This is a genomic window from Desulforhopalus sp. IMCC35007 (assembly GCF_005116575.1).
Taxonomy (GTDB): Bacteria; Desulfobacterota; Desulfobulbia; order Desulfobulbales; family Desulfocapsaceae; genus Desulforhopalus_A.
Genome location: NZ_SWCN01000002.1, coordinates 248,743 through 265,555 on the forward strand (window position 1 = coordinate 248,743; position 16,813 = coordinate 265,555).

General features: G+C 48.7%; 14 protein-coding genes. 9 read left to right on the forward strand and 5 right to left on the reverse strand.

What is annotated here, in order from left to right:
• Window positions 1-14 precede the first annotated feature (14 nt).
• Genes FCL48_RS02940 through FCL48_RS02950 form a run of 3 tightly spaced genes read left to right on the forward strand, consistent with a single transcriptional unit; the run spans window position 15 to window position 4,644 of the window.
• The gene (locus tag FCL48_RS02940; RefSeq protein WP_169309051.1) at window positions 15-2,021 is read left to right on the forward strand and encodes a VWA domain-containing protein; all 2,007 of its coding nucleotides are present in this window, start codon (window positions 15-17) and stop codon (window positions 2,019-2,021) included.
• Window positions 2,021-3,886 carry a BatD family protein gene (locus FCL48_RS02945; RefSeq protein WP_136870743.1) on the forward strand — a complete coding sequence of 622 codons (1,866 nt, stop codon included), beginning with the start codon at window positions 2,021-2,023 and terminating at the stop codon, window positions 3,884-3,886. Before FCL48_RS02940 ends, FCL48_RS02945 begins: the two co-directional genes overlap by 1 nt.
• Window positions 3,886-4,644, forward strand: a complete 759-nt coding sequence (locus FCL48_RS02950) for a tetratricopeptide repeat protein (RefSeq protein ID WP_169309052.1) — start codon at window positions 3,886-3,888, stop codon at window positions 4,642-4,644. The genes FCL48_RS02945 and FCL48_RS02950 overlap by 1 nt, the downstream gene beginning before the upstream one ends.
• Before the next feature lie 220 nt (window positions 4,645-4,864).
• Here the strand turns inward: FCL48_RS02950 and FCL48_RS02955 are convergent, their stop codons facing one another.
• Window positions 4,865-6,187 (reverse strand): APC family permease, encoded by a 1,323-nt coding sequence (locus FCL48_RS02955; protein WP_136870745.1) that lies wholly within the window; start codon window positions 6,185-6,187, stop codon window positions 4,865-4,867.
• A 384-nt stretch (window positions 6,188-6,571) separates the two neighbouring features.
• Between FCL48_RS02955 and hpt the strand changes: the two genes are divergently transcribed.
• The 6 genes from hpt (at window position 6,572) to FCL48_RS02985 (ending at window position 13,432) form a co-directional block, all read left to right on the forward strand.
• Window positions 6,572-7,105: a hypoxanthine phosphoribosyltransferase gene (gene hpt, locus FCL48_RS02960; protein ID WP_136870746.1), complete on the forward strand. Its 534-nt coding sequence runs from the start codon at window positions 6,572-6,574 to the stop codon at window positions 7,103-7,105.
• A 374-nt stretch (window positions 7,106-7,479) separates the two neighbouring features.
• On the forward strand, window positions 7,480-8,472 hold the full coding sequence (locus FCL48_RS02965; protein WP_136870747.1) for a BMP family protein: 993 nt from the start codon (window positions 7,480-7,482) through the stop codon (window positions 8,470-8,472).
• A 136-nt stretch (window positions 8,473-8,608) separates the two neighbouring features.
• Entirely contained in the window at window positions 8,609-10,165 is a 1,557-nt protein-coding gene (locus FCL48_RS02970) for an ABC transporter ATP-binding protein (protein ID WP_136870748.1), read from the forward strand.
• On the forward strand, window positions 10,155-11,204 hold the full coding sequence (locus FCL48_RS02975; RefSeq protein ID WP_136870749.1) for an ABC transporter permease: 1,050 nt from the start codon (window positions 10,155-10,157) through the stop codon (window positions 11,202-11,204). Before FCL48_RS02970 ends, FCL48_RS02975 begins: the two co-directional genes overlap by 11 nt.
• A gap of 2 nt (window positions 11,205-11,206) precedes the next feature.
• On the forward strand, window positions 11,207-12,148 hold the full coding sequence (locus FCL48_RS02980) for an ABC transporter permease (RefSeq protein ID WP_136870750.1): 942 nt from the start codon (window positions 11,207-11,209) through the stop codon (window positions 12,146-12,148).
• Window positions 12,149-12,157: 9 nt separating this feature from the next.
• On the forward strand, window positions 12,158-13,432 hold the full coding sequence (locus FCL48_RS02985; protein ID WP_136870751.1) for a cytosine deaminase: 1,275 nt from the start codon (window positions 12,158-12,160) through the stop codon (window positions 13,430-13,432).
• 111 nt (window positions 13,433-13,543) lie between these two features.
• Here the strand turns inward: FCL48_RS02985 and FCL48_RS02990 are convergent, their stop codons facing one another.
• The 4 genes from FCL48_RS02990 to dctP all read right to left on the reverse strand — a co-directional run bounded on the left by FCL48_RS02990 (window position 13,544) and on the right by dctP (window position 16,811).
• Complete coding sequence (locus FCL48_RS02990; protein WP_136870752.1) at window positions 13,544-13,765, reverse strand: Nif11-like leader peptide family natural product precursor; 222 nt, start codon at window positions 13,763-13,765, stop codon at window positions 13,544-13,546.
• Window positions 13,766-13,997: 232 nt separating this feature from the next.
• Complete coding sequence (locus FCL48_RS02995; RefSeq protein ID WP_136870753.1) at window positions 13,998-15,260, reverse strand: TRAP transporter large permease; 1,263 nt, start codon at window positions 15,258-15,260, stop codon at window positions 13,998-14,000.
• Entirely contained in the window at window positions 15,257-15,823 is a 567-nt protein-coding gene (locus FCL48_RS03000) for a TRAP transporter small permease (RefSeq protein WP_136870754.1), read from the reverse strand. Before FCL48_RS03000 ends, FCL48_RS02995 begins: the two co-directional genes overlap by 4 nt.
• A complete protein-coding gene (dctP, locus tag FCL48_RS03005; protein ID WP_136870755.1) occupies window positions 15,801-16,811 on the reverse strand; it encodes a TRAP transporter substrate-binding protein DctP in 1,011 nt (336 codons plus the stop codon). The genes FCL48_RS03000 and dctP overlap by 23 nt, the downstream gene beginning before the upstream one ends.
• Window positions 16,812-16,813: the final 2 nt, after the last annotated feature.

A 16,813-nucleotide genomic window follows, 5' to 3' on the forward strand; every position in this document is an offset into this window, starting at 1 on the left:
TTAAGGGAATGATAATGACTTTTGCACAACCACTATGGCTTTTAGCTGGTCTGCTCAGCTGTATCGGACTTGCATTTGTATTTCATCTGATACAGAAAAAGCGCCTGGCACAGCTTGGAAAATTTGCCGGTGTTCAGCTCATCGACCGGCTCACAAAAAATGTATCACGAAAAAAAAGGCGCTACAAAACCAGCCTGATCGTGCTCTCTGTCTTTCTGCTCTTTGCAGCGCTTGCCCGCCCACAGTACGGTTCTCAGTGGATTGAGGTAAAGCGAAAAGGTATTGATCTGCTGTTTGCCCTGGATACCTCAAAGAGCATGCTTGCCGAAGATATCAAACCAAACCGTTTGAAAAGAGCACATTTTGCCATTCTTGATTTTGTTCAGCGGCTTGAAGGAGACCGGGTGGGGTTGCTGCCCTTTGCCGGCAGTTCTTTTCTCATGTGCCCTCTGACCACGGACTATGAGGCCTTTGAGCAGTCGCTTTCGGCGGTTACAACGGATATCATTCCCCGAGGAGGGACAAATCTTGCCGGGGTGATTGAGGCTGCAGCCAGCATTCTCACCAATGGCGCCAATCATAAAATTCTGATTATTCTCACCGATGGGGAAAATCTGGAAGGTGATGCCATTGCGGCGGCCGAAAAATATGGGCAGGAGGGGCTTACCATTTACACAGTAGGTGTTGGTACAAGTGGTGGTGAGTTGATTCCTCTGACGGGTGAGATCAAGGGGTTTGTCAAGGATGATTCCGGGAAATATGTAAAATCCAGGCTTGATGAAAGTACCTTGAAAAAGCTTGCAGAACTCACAGGTGGAATCTATGCGCCACTTGGTGGAGCGGGTGAGGGCCTTGAGGTGATCTATCAACAGAAACTTTCACTTATCCCGAAAGAAGAGCTTGCTGAGCGAAGACACAAGATACCCATTGACAGGTTCGAATGGCCCCTCGCGGGGGCTCTGGTACTGCTCATTCTGGAGTTGCTGCTTTCCGAGAGAAAAAGCAATGGACAGCGGCCACTCTTTAAAACATTCACAATTCCATTGAAAAGAAAAAAAGAGATCAGCACCCTTGCCATTCTGCTGTTTTTCGCTGCAACTCTGCGCGCTCAGGCCTCTCCGGGAGAAGATGCCTTTGCCGCAGGGGATTATCTTGGAGCCTCGGAATATTATAGTAAACAGCTGAAGATATCTCCCGATTCTCCAGAATTACAATATAATTACGGGGTAAGTTCATACAAAAATAATATGTACGATGACGCCGTTGAGGCCTTTGGGAAAGCACTCAACAGTGAAGATCTTGAATTACAGAAAAAAGCCTATTTTAATCTGGCCAACAGTCATTACCAGAAAGGCGCGGAAAGTCTGCAGGGAGACCCTAAGGCCACGGTGGAAGAGTGGAAACAGGCTATTTCTGCCATAGAGTCGGTCTTAAAACTGGCACCGGGTGACGAAAAGGCTGAAAATAATCTGCAAACCATAAAAAAGCGGCTGGAAGAGCTGGAAAAGCAGAAACAGGAACAGGACAAGAATCAGGAGCAGAACCCGCAGGATCAGGAGAATCAGCAGGGCCAGGAGAATCAGCAGGGCCAGGGGGATCAACAGAAGCAGAGTGGCAATCCCCAGAATGATAATAACCAGCAGGGTGAATCGAAAGAGAATACACCGCAGGATACCGGTTCTGATGATAAGAAAGAGCAGCCGCAAGCGGGCCAGGGTGATGAAGACAACAAGCAAAAGCCAGATGAAAATGGGCAGAACAGCCCGTCAGAAGAGGGCAAAGATACAAACAAGCCAGCTTCCTCCGAGGCTGCTCAGCCGATAAACGGTGCGGCAGAAGATGACAAATCAACACAACAGCAGGCCGAGGAGCAGGCCCGGCAGGATGTCATTCGACAGCAACAGGGAAAAATGACCAAAGAAGAGGCGGAAAGACTCCTCAATGCCCTCAAGGACCAGGAAGGTGAGCTGAATTTTATCCCTTCAGGTGCCGTAGATAATGAAACAAAAAAGGATTGGTGATGGGTAAACGCAGCATATTTGCACTGATAACACTTTTAATGGGTATGTGGTTGTGGGCTGGCTCGCCCGTCTTGTCCGCAGACGTCACTGTGGATGCGACCCTGAGTCATCAAACCTTCTCTGTGGATGAAGGGGCGCAGCTCAGTATCGCCGTAAATGGTGTACGGAAAAATGCTGCAATTGATCTTCCTGAGATTGAAAATATCGTGATCCATCCAAGGGGACAATCAAGTCAGACTTCCTTTATTAACGGTAAAACCAGTGCTTCCATAACCTATAACTATGTTGTCCAGGGACTTGTACCTGGTAAATACACCATTCCTCCCGTCTCGGTTATGGTTGGAGGTAAGGAGATGAAAACCAATGCCATTGCTTTTGAGGTGACCGCAAGCGGCAGTGAAAGCGCAGCAATTGGTGGAACAACGAAAAGTCTCAAGGATATTGCTTATATAACTGTATCAGAGATTGGAGAACACTACCCGGGCGAGATCGTTCCCATAACCCTGAAAGCATATTTTAACCAAAATTACAGGGTGGAACTCAACTCGATCCCTACTCTGACAGGTGATGGTGTGGTTATGCCGCAACTGGGCAATGACCCTCAACAGAAAGAAGAGGTGGTGGGTGGTGTGCCCTTCCATGTCCTGATCTGGCAGACAAGCCTTTCGGGGATAAAAACGGGGCAGCACCCCATTAAATTCAGTCTGGACGCATCGCTGCTTGTGGCCCAGCAACGCCGAAGCAGGTCACCTTTTTCCGGTTTTGGCGGCAGTATGTTTGATGACTCAATCTTTGATAGCTTTTTTGGCAATGTGGAAAAGAAACCAATTCGTGTTGTAAGTCCGGATATAATTTTCCCTGTCCACCCTCTGCCTGCAGAGGGTCGTCCCGATACCTTTACCGGGGCCATCGGGAATTTCACTCTGAATATCTTCGCATCGCCTTTAAAGGTCGAGGTGGGTGAGCCGATAACCCTGAATATGACCATTGCAGGAGAAGGTAATTTTAACCGGGTTGAGGCTCCTGTTTTCCCCGAGAATCAGTTATGGAAAGCCTATACGCCCACCTCAGATTATAGTGCGGATACCTCAAAATTGAGCGGTTCCAAATCCTTTGAACAGGCGGTTGTTGTCAAACAGCCGGGAGTAACTGAGATTCCCTCGCTTTCCTTTAGCTATTTTGATCCCACCGCCAAAAAGTATGTGACTATTGATAGCGAACCGATCCCTTTGCAGGTTTCAGGTTCTAAAGCTGCACCTTCAAATGAGAATACCGGAGGAATTCAGACCGTTTCGCCAGTGCAACCAAGTTCTTCATCGTCTGCAGCTCCACCATTGCCGACTCCGGTGACCGACCAGAAAACCTCTGAGAGCCGGGTTCCTACAATGAACCTGGCCCCGATTCACCTGGAGACGGGGGGCTTTCACGACAAACTGGCACCAATTTTCAAGAGAGTATGGTTCCTTGTTTTGGGCTCTTTTTGTCTGCTGCTGATCGGAGTTCTTCTCTATCTGAACTGGCGCAGGCAAAAGCAGGAGAGGCAGCCGGGTCTTGATTATCATAAAAAACGCCAAACACAACTGCACAATGACCTCACAGAGGTGGAGCAGGCCAGGGACTCTGCTGACGCTTTGGATTTTTTAAACAAATGCAGGATTGCAATTCAGAATCATCTGGCAACCCCGCGGATGCAATCTGCTTCGGCCATGAGTTACACCGATCTGAAAAAACTGGTGGCAGAGGATTCCCCCCTCCTGACAATCTTTCACCGGGCCGAAGAAGCGGCCTATGGTGGGGCAACATTGTCTGCAGAGGAGATGGCGACTTATGCAGTTCAACTGAAAACAGAGCTGGAGAAATTGTGATGAGGAACAAAACATCAGGCACCCTGCTGGCAATGGTGCTGCTCATTTTGGTTATGGTACCTTTTGGGGTGCAGGCAACGGATCTCGCCAGTCGTTTTGAGGAGGGAAATGCTGCATACAGCAGAGGAGATTATGATAGCGCTGTGGAAATTTTTTCAGAAATAACCAGCCAGAATGGCAATGCTGCCTCTGTTCTCTATAATCTGGCCAACAGTTATGCCCAGAGAGGGGACACTGGTCTTGCCATCCTCAACTACGAGCGTGCTTTGAAAATCAGTCCCAACGATCCGGACATACTTGGGAATCTTGCAAAGGTACGAAAGGACAGAGGGCTGTTCGCCACCGAGGCCGGTAAGCTGGAACGATTGTTTTCCATATTTTCCATTGATGGCTGGGCAATTCTTGCGCTGTGTTGTCTTTTTGTGATGATATTGCTGCTGGCGATCTCTCTAAAAACTCGGCCCGGCAGGAGGATGTTTTTTACATCATGGAGTTGTACCCTGGTTATCCTGACTCTTAGTGTGTTTGCAACGGCATATAATTACAGAAGCTATAATCCACTGGTCGTTGTGGCAGGTGGGGTTAAACTGCAGATCTCTCCATTTGAAGGAGCAACTTCGGCTGGAGCAATAGAGGAAGGGCGACTTGTTTTCCCCATCAAAAGCTATAACAACTACACTTACGTGCAGGATGGGGCGGGCCGCAAAGGCTGGCTTAAAAATGATGAAGCCCTGGCTGTTATCCAACGAACTCCGTAACTCTTTATTTTTACCTCGCTCTGATCGTATCAATAGAATTGAACGTAGTCCTTCTTATGATGGACCTCCAGAGAGAAGTGCAACAGAACTCAAAGCCAGCAACAGTCTGCTAACGGAGAGTCAGGTTTTTCCTGGACGAGCCTTGAATCAATAACAGTCATAAGGGAAGAACAGTGGTGCACTGAGAAGAACAGGTCCCCTCTTTGCACCACTGTTGTTTTTAGTTCTCTCTCTTTTTCATAAACGGCAAAGCGCAGATGGTGATAATGGCGGTCAGGATGAGAAAGTGAATAAACATATCTTTTTGTACTGCTCCCCAGATAATATAGAAAGAACCGCAGGTGGCCAGGAAGGGGGCCACGAATCTGCTGAATACTCCGAGATCTTCAAAACTCCTCATAACAAATATGTAGAGTGAAATGTAGATTACGTAGAGAAAGGCGATGGGTAGCTCTGAGATATCCATGAACCTGCCCCACCAGCCTGCAAAGTTTCCATACCAGACCATGAGCCAGAAGGCCGAGAGACAAAAGCCGATAAGGGCTGAGTTAATTGTACTGTTGGAGCTGGGGTTCACTTTTTTAAAGAATGCGGAGCAGGGACCAAGATCACGGGAGGCGATGGAAAACATTCCTCTGGTTGAACCCATGATCAGGCCATTGAGAGTACCAAGGCAGGAAATGATCACAAACACGGTGAGTAAGGTTCCGGCAAGGCGGCCGAAAATCAGAGAAAACACCTCGACAGGGGCATTATCGCCTGCTGTTATAATTTCATTGTTAGAAAGAACACCTGAGATTCCAAGATAGTAGAGCATATAAATAACCACCACCACTATAGAGCCCAAAAGCAGGGCCTTTGGCAGGGTACGTTTAGCGTCTCTCAGTTCTGCGTTGATGCAGGTGGCAATAATCCAGCCTTCGTAGGCAAAGGCTGTGGCCAGGGTTGCAACGGCAAGCCCCCCGCCTGTGGGAACCCCCTGGGCGGCCTGACTGAAGCTCTGTACAGTTTGTCCGCTGATAAGACCACTTACTATCCCCACACAGGCCACAAGAAAAAGGGGAACCAGCTTTATGATGGTGGCAGAAACCTGCCATTTACCGGCAAGCACTGGAGAGGCACAGTTGAGAACAAAAAAGCCGACAAGATAAACGGCAGATAATAGCCAGACACCACTTTTAAGACCCAGGAGACCGATGGAGTAGTTGGCTGAAACCCAGGCGAGTACAGCAACCAGGGTAGGATAATAGATAAAGGTCATAAACCAGGCGACAAGGTACCCGGCCTTTTCTCCGTATGCCTCCTCAAAATAATCAACAACACCATTGACCTTCTCCACCCGTGTGGCGATCTGGGAAAACACATAGGCGGTGATTACCATGATCGATCCTCCGATGAGCCAGGCCAGTAACGCTGTGGTGAGGCTGCCTCCTGAGGCGATGAGGACATCGTCTGCTTTGAAAAAAACTCCTGAGCCGATAACAATGCCGATTACCATGGCACTGGCGGTCCAGAAACCATATTTTCTTTCCAAGTTCTCCATTGCTGCTCCGATAATTAGAATTGTACCCTCTTCACAAAGAGGTGCCTGGTTATATGAAAAACAAAAATCGTTACACTATTTTGCAGCTCTTATCGAGAGAAATTTTGTTTATATCAAATATTGTTTGGTTAAATTATATTTCTTCCTCTTTAAGACCCGGGATAATCAAATATAAAAAATGGCCTGTTCGTCAGACAATAGTTACAAATCAGCAAGATCATGGTAGGTATTTGCCTGAGGCAAAACTACTCCCCGGTGGGATTTTACCACGGTCATGAAGGTGAACAGCCTGGTATGCTGAACATTTGTCAGAGCCTCTCAGTCTGGGTAAATGACCTTTTACGTGTGTATGAAAATGAAGATGTTTAAAATAATGGAGTTATTGTGCAACAACCTAACATTACCCAAATACTTATTTCTGAAGACGAAATACAACAAATAGTTCAACGCATGGGTGCTGAGATTACCACCCATTATAGCTCACTTGAAAAAGAGCTCATTGTCATCGGCCTCCTGCGGGGGTCTTTTATTTTTATGGCTGATCTCATCCGAGAGATTCAAGCCCCACTTGTCGTTGATTTCATGACGGTTTCCAGCTATGGCGATGGAACGGTCAGTAGCGGTGATGTGAAAATTGTCATGGATGTTGATTCGTCTCTTGAGGGCAGGGATGTGTTGCTGGTTGAGGATATCGTTGATACCGGGCGCACCTTTGCAAAGGTGGTACGCATGATAAATAACCGTAAACCCCGCTCTTTAAAAACCTGCACCTTTCTCAATAAACCCTCTGCCAGAATATCCGATGTGCAGGTTGATTTTTGCGGGAAGGATATCCCGGATGAGTTTGTTGTGGGGTATGGCCTGGACTACAGTCAACGCTACAGAGAACTTCCCTACGTCGGAATTTTGCAACTGTAGCCAGAAACATTCAGGATAAACCGCTGGCCGGTTTTGTCGGAGGGGTACTCTGTCCGCCTTCCACGATAAAGGCATTCAGCCAAAGATAGAGTATCTCCTTACCTGCACGTGGTGCTGGAAGATTTATTCAGACCATACTTCTTTGTAAGATAACAGATCTATGGTTACAAAAAAGTGAGAAGCTGTAACGGGCTTTTGGATATTTTTTAAAAGCTGTCTACGTTATTTGCTTTTGTTTCCAATGACATGAAAAGCACGTGTCAGTTTAGTTGCTCCTGGCACTTTTCTTGGAAAGACCTCCAGGGTACGACAGGTTATAAAAGACATAGTTTATCAGTGTCTCTATTGAAAACATATTAAGAGGAGAGTTGAGAATGAAGATTCGAATGTTGTATTGCTGCCTGGTCCTGCTGAGCCTGCTGATGGTATGCCCGGCCATGGTTTTTGCCGAAAAAATCAAAGTTGCAGGAATTTACACCCAACCCATTCAGCAAAAATGGGATGCGACTCTGCACAAAGCCCTTTTGTCATTACAGGACAAGGGTGAGATCGACTACGTCTTTTCTGAGAAGGTTTCCAATACCGACTATATCAGGGTATTGCGTGAATATGCTGAATCCGGTGTAGCTCTCATTGTTGGAGAGGCCTTTGGTATTTCCAAAGATGTACGAAAAGTAGCAGACGATTACCCTGAAGTTGCATTTCTCATGGGTGATTCCTTTGGCCCATACGGCAGCAATATGTCTGTTTTCGACAACTACATCCATGAGCCCTGCTATCTTATGGGCATGGCCGCCGCCAGTCTCAGCAAGTCGGGTAAAATCGGTATGGTCGGTGGTTACCCCATCGGTGAGGTTAACCGTCTTTTCAATGCATTTATGGCCGGGGCAAAACAGGTGAATCCGGCGGTTGAGTTCAAGGTATCTTTTATCGGTTCCTGGTATGATCCTCCCAAGGCCAAGGAGTTTGCTTTTGCCCAGATGGAGGCAGGGGTTGATGTGTTATATGCAGAGCGAGCAGGTGTTGTTGATGCGGCACGGGAAAAGGGAATTGTGGCCTTTGGTAATGTCAATGACATGAATAAGGAAGAAAACGGTACTGATGTCGTTGTTGCTTCTGCTCTCTGGCATATGGAACCGGCAATATCCCACGCTGTGAAGCTGGTCAAAGAAGGTTCTTTTAAAGGTGAGGATTATAAAGAATTCACCATGATGGCAGCAGGCGGTGCCTCCCTGTCGCCCTATTATGAGTTTGAAGACAAGCTCGCTGTGGAACTTAAAACCGAGATTGCTGAAAAACAAAAGGCTATTCGGGACGGCTCCTTTGTCGTTGAAATTAATGACAAGGAACCAAAATCCACCTTCTAGAAACAACGGCATGTTGTAAAGATAGTAAAGGACTTGTTTTTTTAAAAATATAAAAGATTGCAGTCTTACAAAAGCTTGTTTCTATACATCAGGCGGCGGGGTGTCTCCGCCGCCGATTTTCTTTTTAAGAGGAACTATGCAGGATTCTACTCCTTTTCTCCAGCTTCTGGGCATCAGTAAAAAATTTGGTTCGGTTACGGCCTTAAGCAAGGTCAGCCTCAGCCTCCACCAAGGTGAAATACTGGCCCTGCTCGGAGAAAATGGTGCGGGCAAGACAACGCTGATGAATATCCTCTTTGGCCACTATGTCGCGGATTCAGGGTCCATTACCTTGAATGGAAAAGAGCTGCCTTCCGGATCGCCCCGCCATGCGTTAAAAGCGGGGCTTGGCATGGTGCATCAGCACTTCACCCTTGCTGATAATATGTCGGTTTTTGATAATATTACCCTCGGCACTGAGCCGCTGTTTGCCTTTCGCCGCAAAAAAAGCGAAGCCATCAGGAAAATAAAAGATCTTATAAACGCCTATGAACTTGATGTTGATCATAGATCCCTTGTGAAACATCTTTCCGTGGGCCAGCGTCAGCGTGTAGAAATCCTCAAGGCCCTTTATCGGGATACCAGGATCCTCATCTTAGATGAACCGACAGCTGTACTCACTCCCCAGGAGAGCGAACACCTTTTTGCAACACTCCGTCTGCTTGTCGACAAGGGGCTGGCAATTATTTTTATTACCCACAAATTAAAAGAAGTTATAGGTGTGAGTGATCGTTGTCTTGTGTTGCGCCACGGCGTTGTAACCTATGAGCATCGTACCTCTGAGACCGACATGGATACCCTGGCCCGCGAGATGGTGGGAGGTGAGGTACCAAAAGTTGAAGTGCTTCCTGGGGCGCCAGGTGAGACTGTTCTCAGCCTGCATATGGTGAGTGCCTGTGATCGACATGGATTTTCCCTTCTGCATGAGGCCTCGCTTCATCTGCGCAGTGGTGAGATCCTAGGTATTGCAGGAGTTTCAGGAAACGGTCAGGGCCATCTGGCCGATCTCATTTCCGGTCTGCTGTCACCGTCATCAGGAAGTTTTGAGCTGCTGGGAGAAGAAGTTGTCCGACTGGGCCCTGTTGATATGGTACGCCGGGGGGTGGGACGAATCCCCGAGGATCGGACGGGAACCGGTTTAATCGGTGATATGAACGTGCAGGAAAACCTTATTCTGGAAAATTACTGGAAGAAAGAGGTGAGCCGTTATGGCCTGTTGAAGGCCTCGTTTATGAAGAAAAATTCAGAAGAGATTACCAGCCGTTATGATGTTCGCTGTGGAGGAGAGGAACTGCCTGTCCGGATGATGTCCGGAGGAAATATGCAAAAACTCATTCTCGGCAGGGTGCTGTCAGAAAAACCCTCCGTGATAATGGCCAACCAGCCGACCTGGGGGCTGGATGTCGGGGCGGCCACCTTTGTTCACAGTCAGCTGATCAGTGCCAGCCGAAGCGGAGCAGGGGTTATCATCATTTCTGAAGATCTTGATGAACTTTTCAAGGTAGCCGATGTGATACAGGTTATGTACCAGGGAAGCCTCTCGGCCCCCATACAGCCAAGTGCCACCAACGCAAGGGAAATGGGACTGGCAATGAGCGGGCATCTGGACGTGTTCACCATGGTTTCTCCAGAGGAGGCGTGCCATGCGGCTTGAACCTCGCGAACAGAGTTCCATGGTGTTAAAAGCAATGGTGCCTCTTGGTTCCGCTGCTGCAGCACTTCTGGTCTGTTCCGTTTTAATCGTCTGGGCGGATGCCTCACCGGTTGAAGCCTTTTTTCTGTTTATTAAAGGCTCTGTCGGCACCAGATTTGCCCTTTCCGAGACTCTGGCAAGGACAATACCGCTGATCTTCACCGGTCTTGCTGCCGCCATAGCCTTCAAAGCCAAGCTCTGGAATATCGGGGCGGAAGGACAGTTGTACGGTGGGGCCTGTATTGCCACCTGGCTTGGAACCGGCATGATCGATCTGCCCGGCTGGCTGATGCTGCCACTGCTCTTTAGCACAGGGGCGCTCGTGGGTGGACTGCTGCTGCTTGGGCCGACCCTGCTCAAGACCTGGCTTAAAGTGGATGAGGTTGTTACCACGCTGTTACTCAATTTTATAATTATTCTCCTGGTCAATTATCTTGTTTTTGGTCCCTGGAAAGATCCGATGGCCATGGGCTGGCCCCAGGCAAAAGGCGTGGTGGATGCGGCGGTGCTGCCTACAATCCTTGCAAAAACCAGGTTACATATGGGAATTTTCTGGGCCCTTGCCAGCGCCTTGCTGCTCTGGGCCTTTATGCGTTTTACTACCTGGGGCTATCAGATCAGGGCAGTTGGTTTCAATCCTGTGGCCAGCCGGTTTGTGGGTATCAGTGTTAATTCCGTGGTGATACGGACGGCTCTTATCTCAGGGGGACTCGCCGGTTGCGCCGGGGTTTCTGAGTTATGCGGCCTCAAAGGTTATCTCACCCTTGACCTGTCACCGGGCTTTGGTTATTCGGGGATCGTGGTGGCCATGCTTGCAGCTCTGCATCCTCTTGGAGTGGTTGTGTCCGCATTTTTTGTGGCGATGCTCTCCATTGGAGCCGATTCTATGAGCCGGTCACTGAATATATCCAATTTTATTGCCGATGTTGCAACGGCGGTGTCTCTTTTGGCAGTGTTGGTCAGTATGCTCCTTGCCAGATATAAAATACGGTGGAGGTAGGTATGGATACCCTGCAATTGTTTTTAGAGGCCGGATTCTGGATGGCGGTTGTGCGCATGGCTACCCCTCTTCTCTTTGGCACCCTGGGAGAGCTCATCTGCGAACGGGCAGGTGTGCTGAACCTTGGCATAGAAGGGATCATGGCCGCTGGCTGCATGTCTGGCTGGACCTGGGTTTATCTTGGCGGAGATCTCTGGGGCGGGATCCTGTTTGCCGCCTGTGTAGGAGGCGCTTTTGGTCTTTTACACGCAATTTTCACCGTACATCTCGGGCTTTCCCAGCATGTCACGGGGCTTGGCATAACCATGCTCGCCTCGGCCCTGTCTTCTTTTGTTTTCAGAATGGTTCTACCTGATGTGACAACTCCGCCAAAGATTGTTCCTTTTGCACCTATGGATATACCAATTTTAGGTGATATACCTGTTCTGGGTCCAATTATTTTCAATCAGTCTCCGCTGACCCTGCTGGCCCTTATCCTGGTGTTTTTTGTGGGCTGGTTTCTTAAACACACCCCGGCTGGGCTTGCCCTATGTATGACCGGTGAAAACCCGATGGCTGTAGAGTCCCAGGGGCTCTCTGTTTTTGCCATTCGAACCTGTGCGGTGGTTGTTGGCAGTGGTCTTATGGCCGTTGGTGGAGCGTTTCTGACCCTGTCTGCCTTTGATGCTTTTTATATCGGTATGGTTAATGGCAGGGGCTGGATCTGCATTGCTCTTGTGGTCTTTTCCTCATGGAAACCCTCCAAGGCACTTCTGGGTGTTGTCCTTTTTGCCGCTTTTGATGCCCTGCAGATGAGGGTGCAGCAAGACGTATCGATGGTTATTCCGTACCAGTTTTATCTGATGATGCCCTATGTGTTTTCCATCGTGGCCCTGATTATCATGTCCCGACGATCGGCCTACCCGAAAGCACTGCTTGTACCATTTCGTAAAGGTGAAAGATAAGGTGAAAATATGCTGGATTTAATAGTAAGAAATACTCTCCTGCCGGGACAAAAAAACCCGGTTGATCTTGGAGTACTGAGCGGTAAAATTGTTGAAATGGCCCCGCGGCTTGATCAGGAATGCAACGAAGAATTTGATGCTGGGGGGTATCTGGTAACGCCACCTTTTGTGGATCCGCACTTTCATATGGATGCGACTCTCTCCCTAGGTCTGCCACGCTTCAATGAAAGCGGTACTCTGCTCGAAGGCATTCAGATCTGGGGGGAACTGAAGCCGGATCTGACCGCTGAAGCTATCAAAAACAGAGCCCTTGACCTGCTGCACTGGTCTATTGCCCGTGGGACTCTGGCAATCCGCACCCACGTCGATGTAACGGACCCAAGTCTTTTGGCAGTGGATGTTCTGCTTGAGGTGAAAAAGGAGATGCAGCAGTGGGTCGATCTGCAGCTTGTTGCCTTTCCCCAGGATGGACTGCTGAGATCCCGTAATGGCAAGGAGTTGCTGCTGGCAGCCCTTGACAAGGGCGTAGACGTTGTGGGGGGAATACCCCATTTTGAAAAAACGATGGAACAGGGAAGAGAAGCGACGACCTGGCTCTGTGAACTGGCGGCCAAAAGAGGTCTGCAGGTGGATATGCACTGCGATGAGAGTGATGACCCGCTCTCAAGGCACATCGAACACCTGGCGTACGAGGCAAGTCGGACCGGTCTTGGAGCAAAGGTGACCGGTTCCCATCTCACCTCCATGCATTCCATGGACAACTACTATGTGACAAAGCTGTTGCCACTGATCGCGGAATCAGGGGTGCAGGCGATCTGCAATCCGCTTATCAATATCCACCTCCAGGGAAGGCAGGACAGCTACCCCAAAAGACGCGGCTTGACCCGGGTGCCGGAACTTCTTCGGGCCGGTATAAACGTAGCCTTTGGTCATGACTGTGTCATGGACCCCTGGTACCCGATGGGAAGTCACGACATGCTGGAGGTGGCCCACATGGGCGCGCATTGTCTGCAAATGCTTGGTGCAGGTCAACTGGGAGATATCTTCTCCATGGTAACGACTCGCGCGGCGGAGGTGATGCAGCTTGAAGATTATGGAATAGAGGTGGGTAAAGAGGCAAATTTTGTTGTGCTCCAGGCGCGCTCGGTTCTGGATGCTATTCGTCTGAAACCCGCAAGACTTGCGGTCTTTAGAAAAGGTGTCTGTATTGCAAAGACTCCTGAGCTAAAGGCTGAAGTACGTATTGGTGTGGGGAAAAGGAGTATCGACTTCCTTCACGGATAAAATGCACCAGCCCCTCCAACAAGTTGGAGGGGCTGATGTTTTCTCTATCAGTCAGGGCGTTGGCAACTCTGGGGTTACTCCCTGACTATGGATTTATTTCAAACCTAAGGATCAGCTCCACCAGATCATGCGTTTGGCGGGATTACCGAAGGATTCGAATGAATCCCCGGATTCACGGAGTACGTCTTCCAGGTTTTCAATGGTGAATTCATAACCATCGGCTGCAGCGAGGGTGATGAAATCTTCTTTTGTTTTGACCGCATCATATTTAAGCCGCATTGCCTCATTTGAACCGCCTGCAATAAGAAGTTCCTCAACATTTTTCTTCGACATAGCATCCTCCTTTTTTAAACTCATCTTTAAACAACATTTCTTTGCAGTATGCTGTTCTAGAGCAAGCCTTGTGCCATATTGGGTATCTCTTTGTTTAACATCTTGAAAATAAGCAAAAAAGTGTTGGAGTTGGATGTGAAGTGGCATGAAAGGTAGAGGTATGTATTGTGGCAAACTTTCAAATTTGTCATACGCCTACAGTTTGGAGAGGAGGTAGCAAGAAGATTGTTGTTTAACCGAACTGTGCGATCAGAAAAGAGCTGAGTAAAGGGAAGTAGGTAATGATCATGAGGGTTATGAGAAGGAGGCCCAGAAAAGGCAGGGTGGAGCGGTACAACTCTGTTACCGGCTTTTCAAAACGGTACGAGGCCAGAAAAAGATTCAGGCCTACGGGTGGTGTGCAATAGCCGATCTGCAGGTTGGTGAGAAAGATAATACCCAGGTGAATGGGGTCGACTCCGTAGCCGAGAGCGATGGGCAGGATGAGCGGGACGATGAGGACCAGGGCCGAGAAGATATCCAACATGGCGCCCACCAGAAGAAGGAAGAGGTTCAGCAGCAGTAAAAAAGAATATTTCGAGTTAATATAGGTCTGGATAAATTCGAAAAGGCGGCTAGGAACCTGTTGGTCGATCAGATAGTTGGTGGATGCCATGGACGCCGCCAGGATGACAAGAATACCACCAAAGAGCACCATCGATTTACTCATGATGGGGAGAAGTTGTGAAAAATTTATATCTCTGTGGATGAATACCTCCACCAGCAGAACATACAAGGCGGTAACCGCAGCGGCCTCACTGGGTACAAGAATACCACCATAAATTCCACCAATGAGGAAAAAGGGCAGGGGAAACTCCCAGGCGATTTCTTGTATCCCGCTGATAATCTCTTTTCGGTTGAGTTGTTTTTTGGGTCTGTTTGAGCCGCTTTTAAATATGGAATATCCGGCAAGCAGGAGCAGCATGCAGAGCCCGGGGAGAATTCCGGCCAGAAACAGATGGTCAATTCGTGATTCAGCAATTACACCATAGAGGATAAGGGGCAGGCTGGGTGGAAAAAGCAGGCCAAGACTTCCCGAAGAGGTGATAAGGCCCATGGAAAATTTTTCATCATAGCCGTCGTCTATAAGAGCAGGTAAAAGCAGGCCGCCAAGGGCGAATATTGTAACACCGGAGGCGCCGGTAAAGGCGGTGAAAACGGCACAGACGAGCAGAGAGACAACGGCGAGGCCTCCTGGCAGCCAGCCCAGAAAAATCTGGGAAAACCTGAGCATTCTTTTCGGGGCGTTACTCTCTGAGAGAAGCACACCTGCAAAGATAAAAAGAGGCAGGGATACCAGAAGCGGGGTATCGGCCAGTCGCGACATTTCGATAATGACAACCGAAATATCAATGTCTGCTGAATAAAATGAGATCAGAGCCAGAGCACTGATAACGAGAAACAGTGGGGTACGAAGAAGAGCCAGGGCGACAATAATTACCTTAAGCAGATTCATCGTTCCCTCTCACGCCGTTTGCTACTCTGACTGAGGTTCTGGCGCAGTTGCAGCAAGGAAAGGAACAGGTATTTAACCGCCATGCAGAAAAACGCCAATGGGAAGATGCTATTCCAGAACCACAGAGGAAGGGAAAGCGGACCGGCAGCGCTGTACTCCCATTCTCCCCTGATAAAAATGACTGCTGCCCAGGTAAGACCAGCAGCGACTAGGCAGGAAAAAATATGACAGAGAAGCGCAAGCCAGGGGGCAAAAACAGCTGGCATGTTTTTGCCAATGATATCAAGGGCTATATGTTTTCCCTGGCCGGTTGCCGCAACAGCTCCAAGGAGGCCGCTCCAGAGCACGAGATAGCGCAGGAGTGGATCTGCCCAGAGCAGGCCGCTGGTGAAAAATGTTCGCAGGAATATCTGGGTGCAGGCAAGAAGAATCATGGTGATCAGGATGGTCGAGAGGACGAGCTCCTCAAACCTGTTGACAACCCAGGACATCCTGCCGTCGGCTGGTAAGGCCTCCACCATGGGCGGTGGGTTCCGTTTCTTACTTGCTGCCTCGATATTCATCTAAAAGCTCGATGGTTTTATTGTAAATCTGTTCTGATACTGCATCCGGAATCATCTGCTTCATGGCAAGATCCCGTTTCTCCCTTAATATGCCAATGGTTTCCTTATCTAAAGTGAGAAAAGTATTCCCCCTCTCTTTGAGGACCTGTTGGGATTCTTCATTACTTTTTCTTGTCTCCGCCAGCAGAATGGGAAAGTAGGTGGAGGCCGCTTTATGAATTATCTCCTGATGGGCTGGCGGCAATTTGTTGAATTTTTTCGCGTCCAGGGCGAAAACCCCATAGGCATAGCCGTACGGAAAATCCACTATATATTGGGCCTTGGTGAACCACTGCATGACAATGGAGCCGTACAAAGAATTATAGACTGTTTCCACGAGGCCGCTTTGTAGCGAGGAAAGGACGTCCGGGATAGTCAGGGATGTCGGAGTGATTCCAAGAGTTTTCATGAAGGCCTCGGAGATAGGGTCTCCGGTGGGACTCCAGTTTTTGGTATCTTTAAACTTTATATAGTTGTCAATAGGTTTTGTTGACATGGCATAGATAAAACCTACCTCGGTCATAGCCACGATTTCGAGGTTGTTCTCCCTGAATTTTTGCATGAAATCAGGCATCAGTCCATTTCTCACATAATCCACTTCATCATAGGATTCAAAGAGAAAGGGGATTCCCAGAACCCTGAAATCGGGAACCTGCATGGATACACCGGTCATGGTGAAACCTCCACCCTGGAGTTGGCCTACCCGCATTTTTCTGATCATCGCCTGGTCATCACCCATCACCCCGCCGGGATAGATACGAAAAGCGACTTCTCCCCCTGTTTCTTTGGTTATGCTCGCTGCAAATTTATCAAATTGTTCAATCCAGACGGACCCGGCCGGGGCCAGGGTTGCCACTTTAAACAGATATTTTGGAGCTGCTTGAAGAGGGGCAACGCAGAAGAGGATCAAAAGAGTGAGACTGATGGTGAGAGTACTGAGGCGCTTCATTG

Bases quoted from the DNA above. Each gene is read 5' to 3' on its own strand.
- FCL48_RS02945 (WP_136870743.1), top strand. From the start codon at position 2,021: ATGGGTAAACGCAGCATATTTGCACTGATAACACTTTTAATGGGTATG.
- dctP (WP_136870755.1), bottom strand. From the start codon at position 16,811: ATGAAGCGCCTCAGTACTCTCACCATCAGTCTCACTCTTTTGATCCTC.
- FCL48_RS03000 (WP_136870754.1), bottom strand. From the start codon at position 15,823: ATGAATATCGAGGCAGCAAGTAAGAAACGGAACCCACCGCCCATGGTG.
- FCL48_RS02975 (WP_136870749.1), top strand. From the start codon at position 10,155: ATGCGGCTTGAACCTCGCGAACAGAGTTCCATGGTGTTAAAAGCAATG.
- FCL48_RS02950 (WP_169309052.1), top strand. From the start codon at position 3,886: ATGAGGAACAAAACATCAGGCACCCTGCTGGCAATGGTGCTGCTCATT.
- FCL48_RS02990 (WP_136870752.1), bottom strand. From the start codon at position 13,765: ATGTCGAAGAAAAATGTTGAGGAACTTCTTATTGCAGGCGGTTCAAAT.
- FCL48_RS02965 (WP_136870747.1), top strand. From the start codon at position 7,480: ATGAAGATTCGAATGTTGTATTGCTGCCTGGTCCTGCTGAGCCTGCTG.
- FCL48_RS02985 (WP_136870751.1), top strand. From the start codon at position 12,158: ATGCTGGATTTAATAGTAAGAAATACTCTCCTGCCGGGACAAAAAAAC.
- FCL48_RS02995 (WP_136870753.1), bottom strand. From the start codon at position 15,260: ATGAATCTGCTTAAGGTAATTATTGTCGCCCTGGCTCTTCTTCGTACC.
- FCL48_RS02955 (WP_136870745.1), bottom strand. From the start codon at position 6,187: ATGGAGAACTTGGAAAGAAAATATGGTTTCTGGACCGCCAGTGCCATG.
- FCL48_RS02970 (WP_136870748.1), top strand. From the start codon at position 8,609: ATGCAGGATTCTACTCCTTTTCTCCAGCTTCTGGGCATCAGTAAAAAA.
- FCL48_RS02940 (WP_169309051.1), top strand. From the start codon at position 15: ATGACTTTTGCACAACCACTATGGCTTTTAGCTGGTCTGCTCAGCTGT.
- FCL48_RS02980 (WP_136870750.1), top strand. From the start codon at position 11,207: ATGGATACCCTGCAATTGTTTTTAGAGGCCGGATTCTGGATGGCGGTT.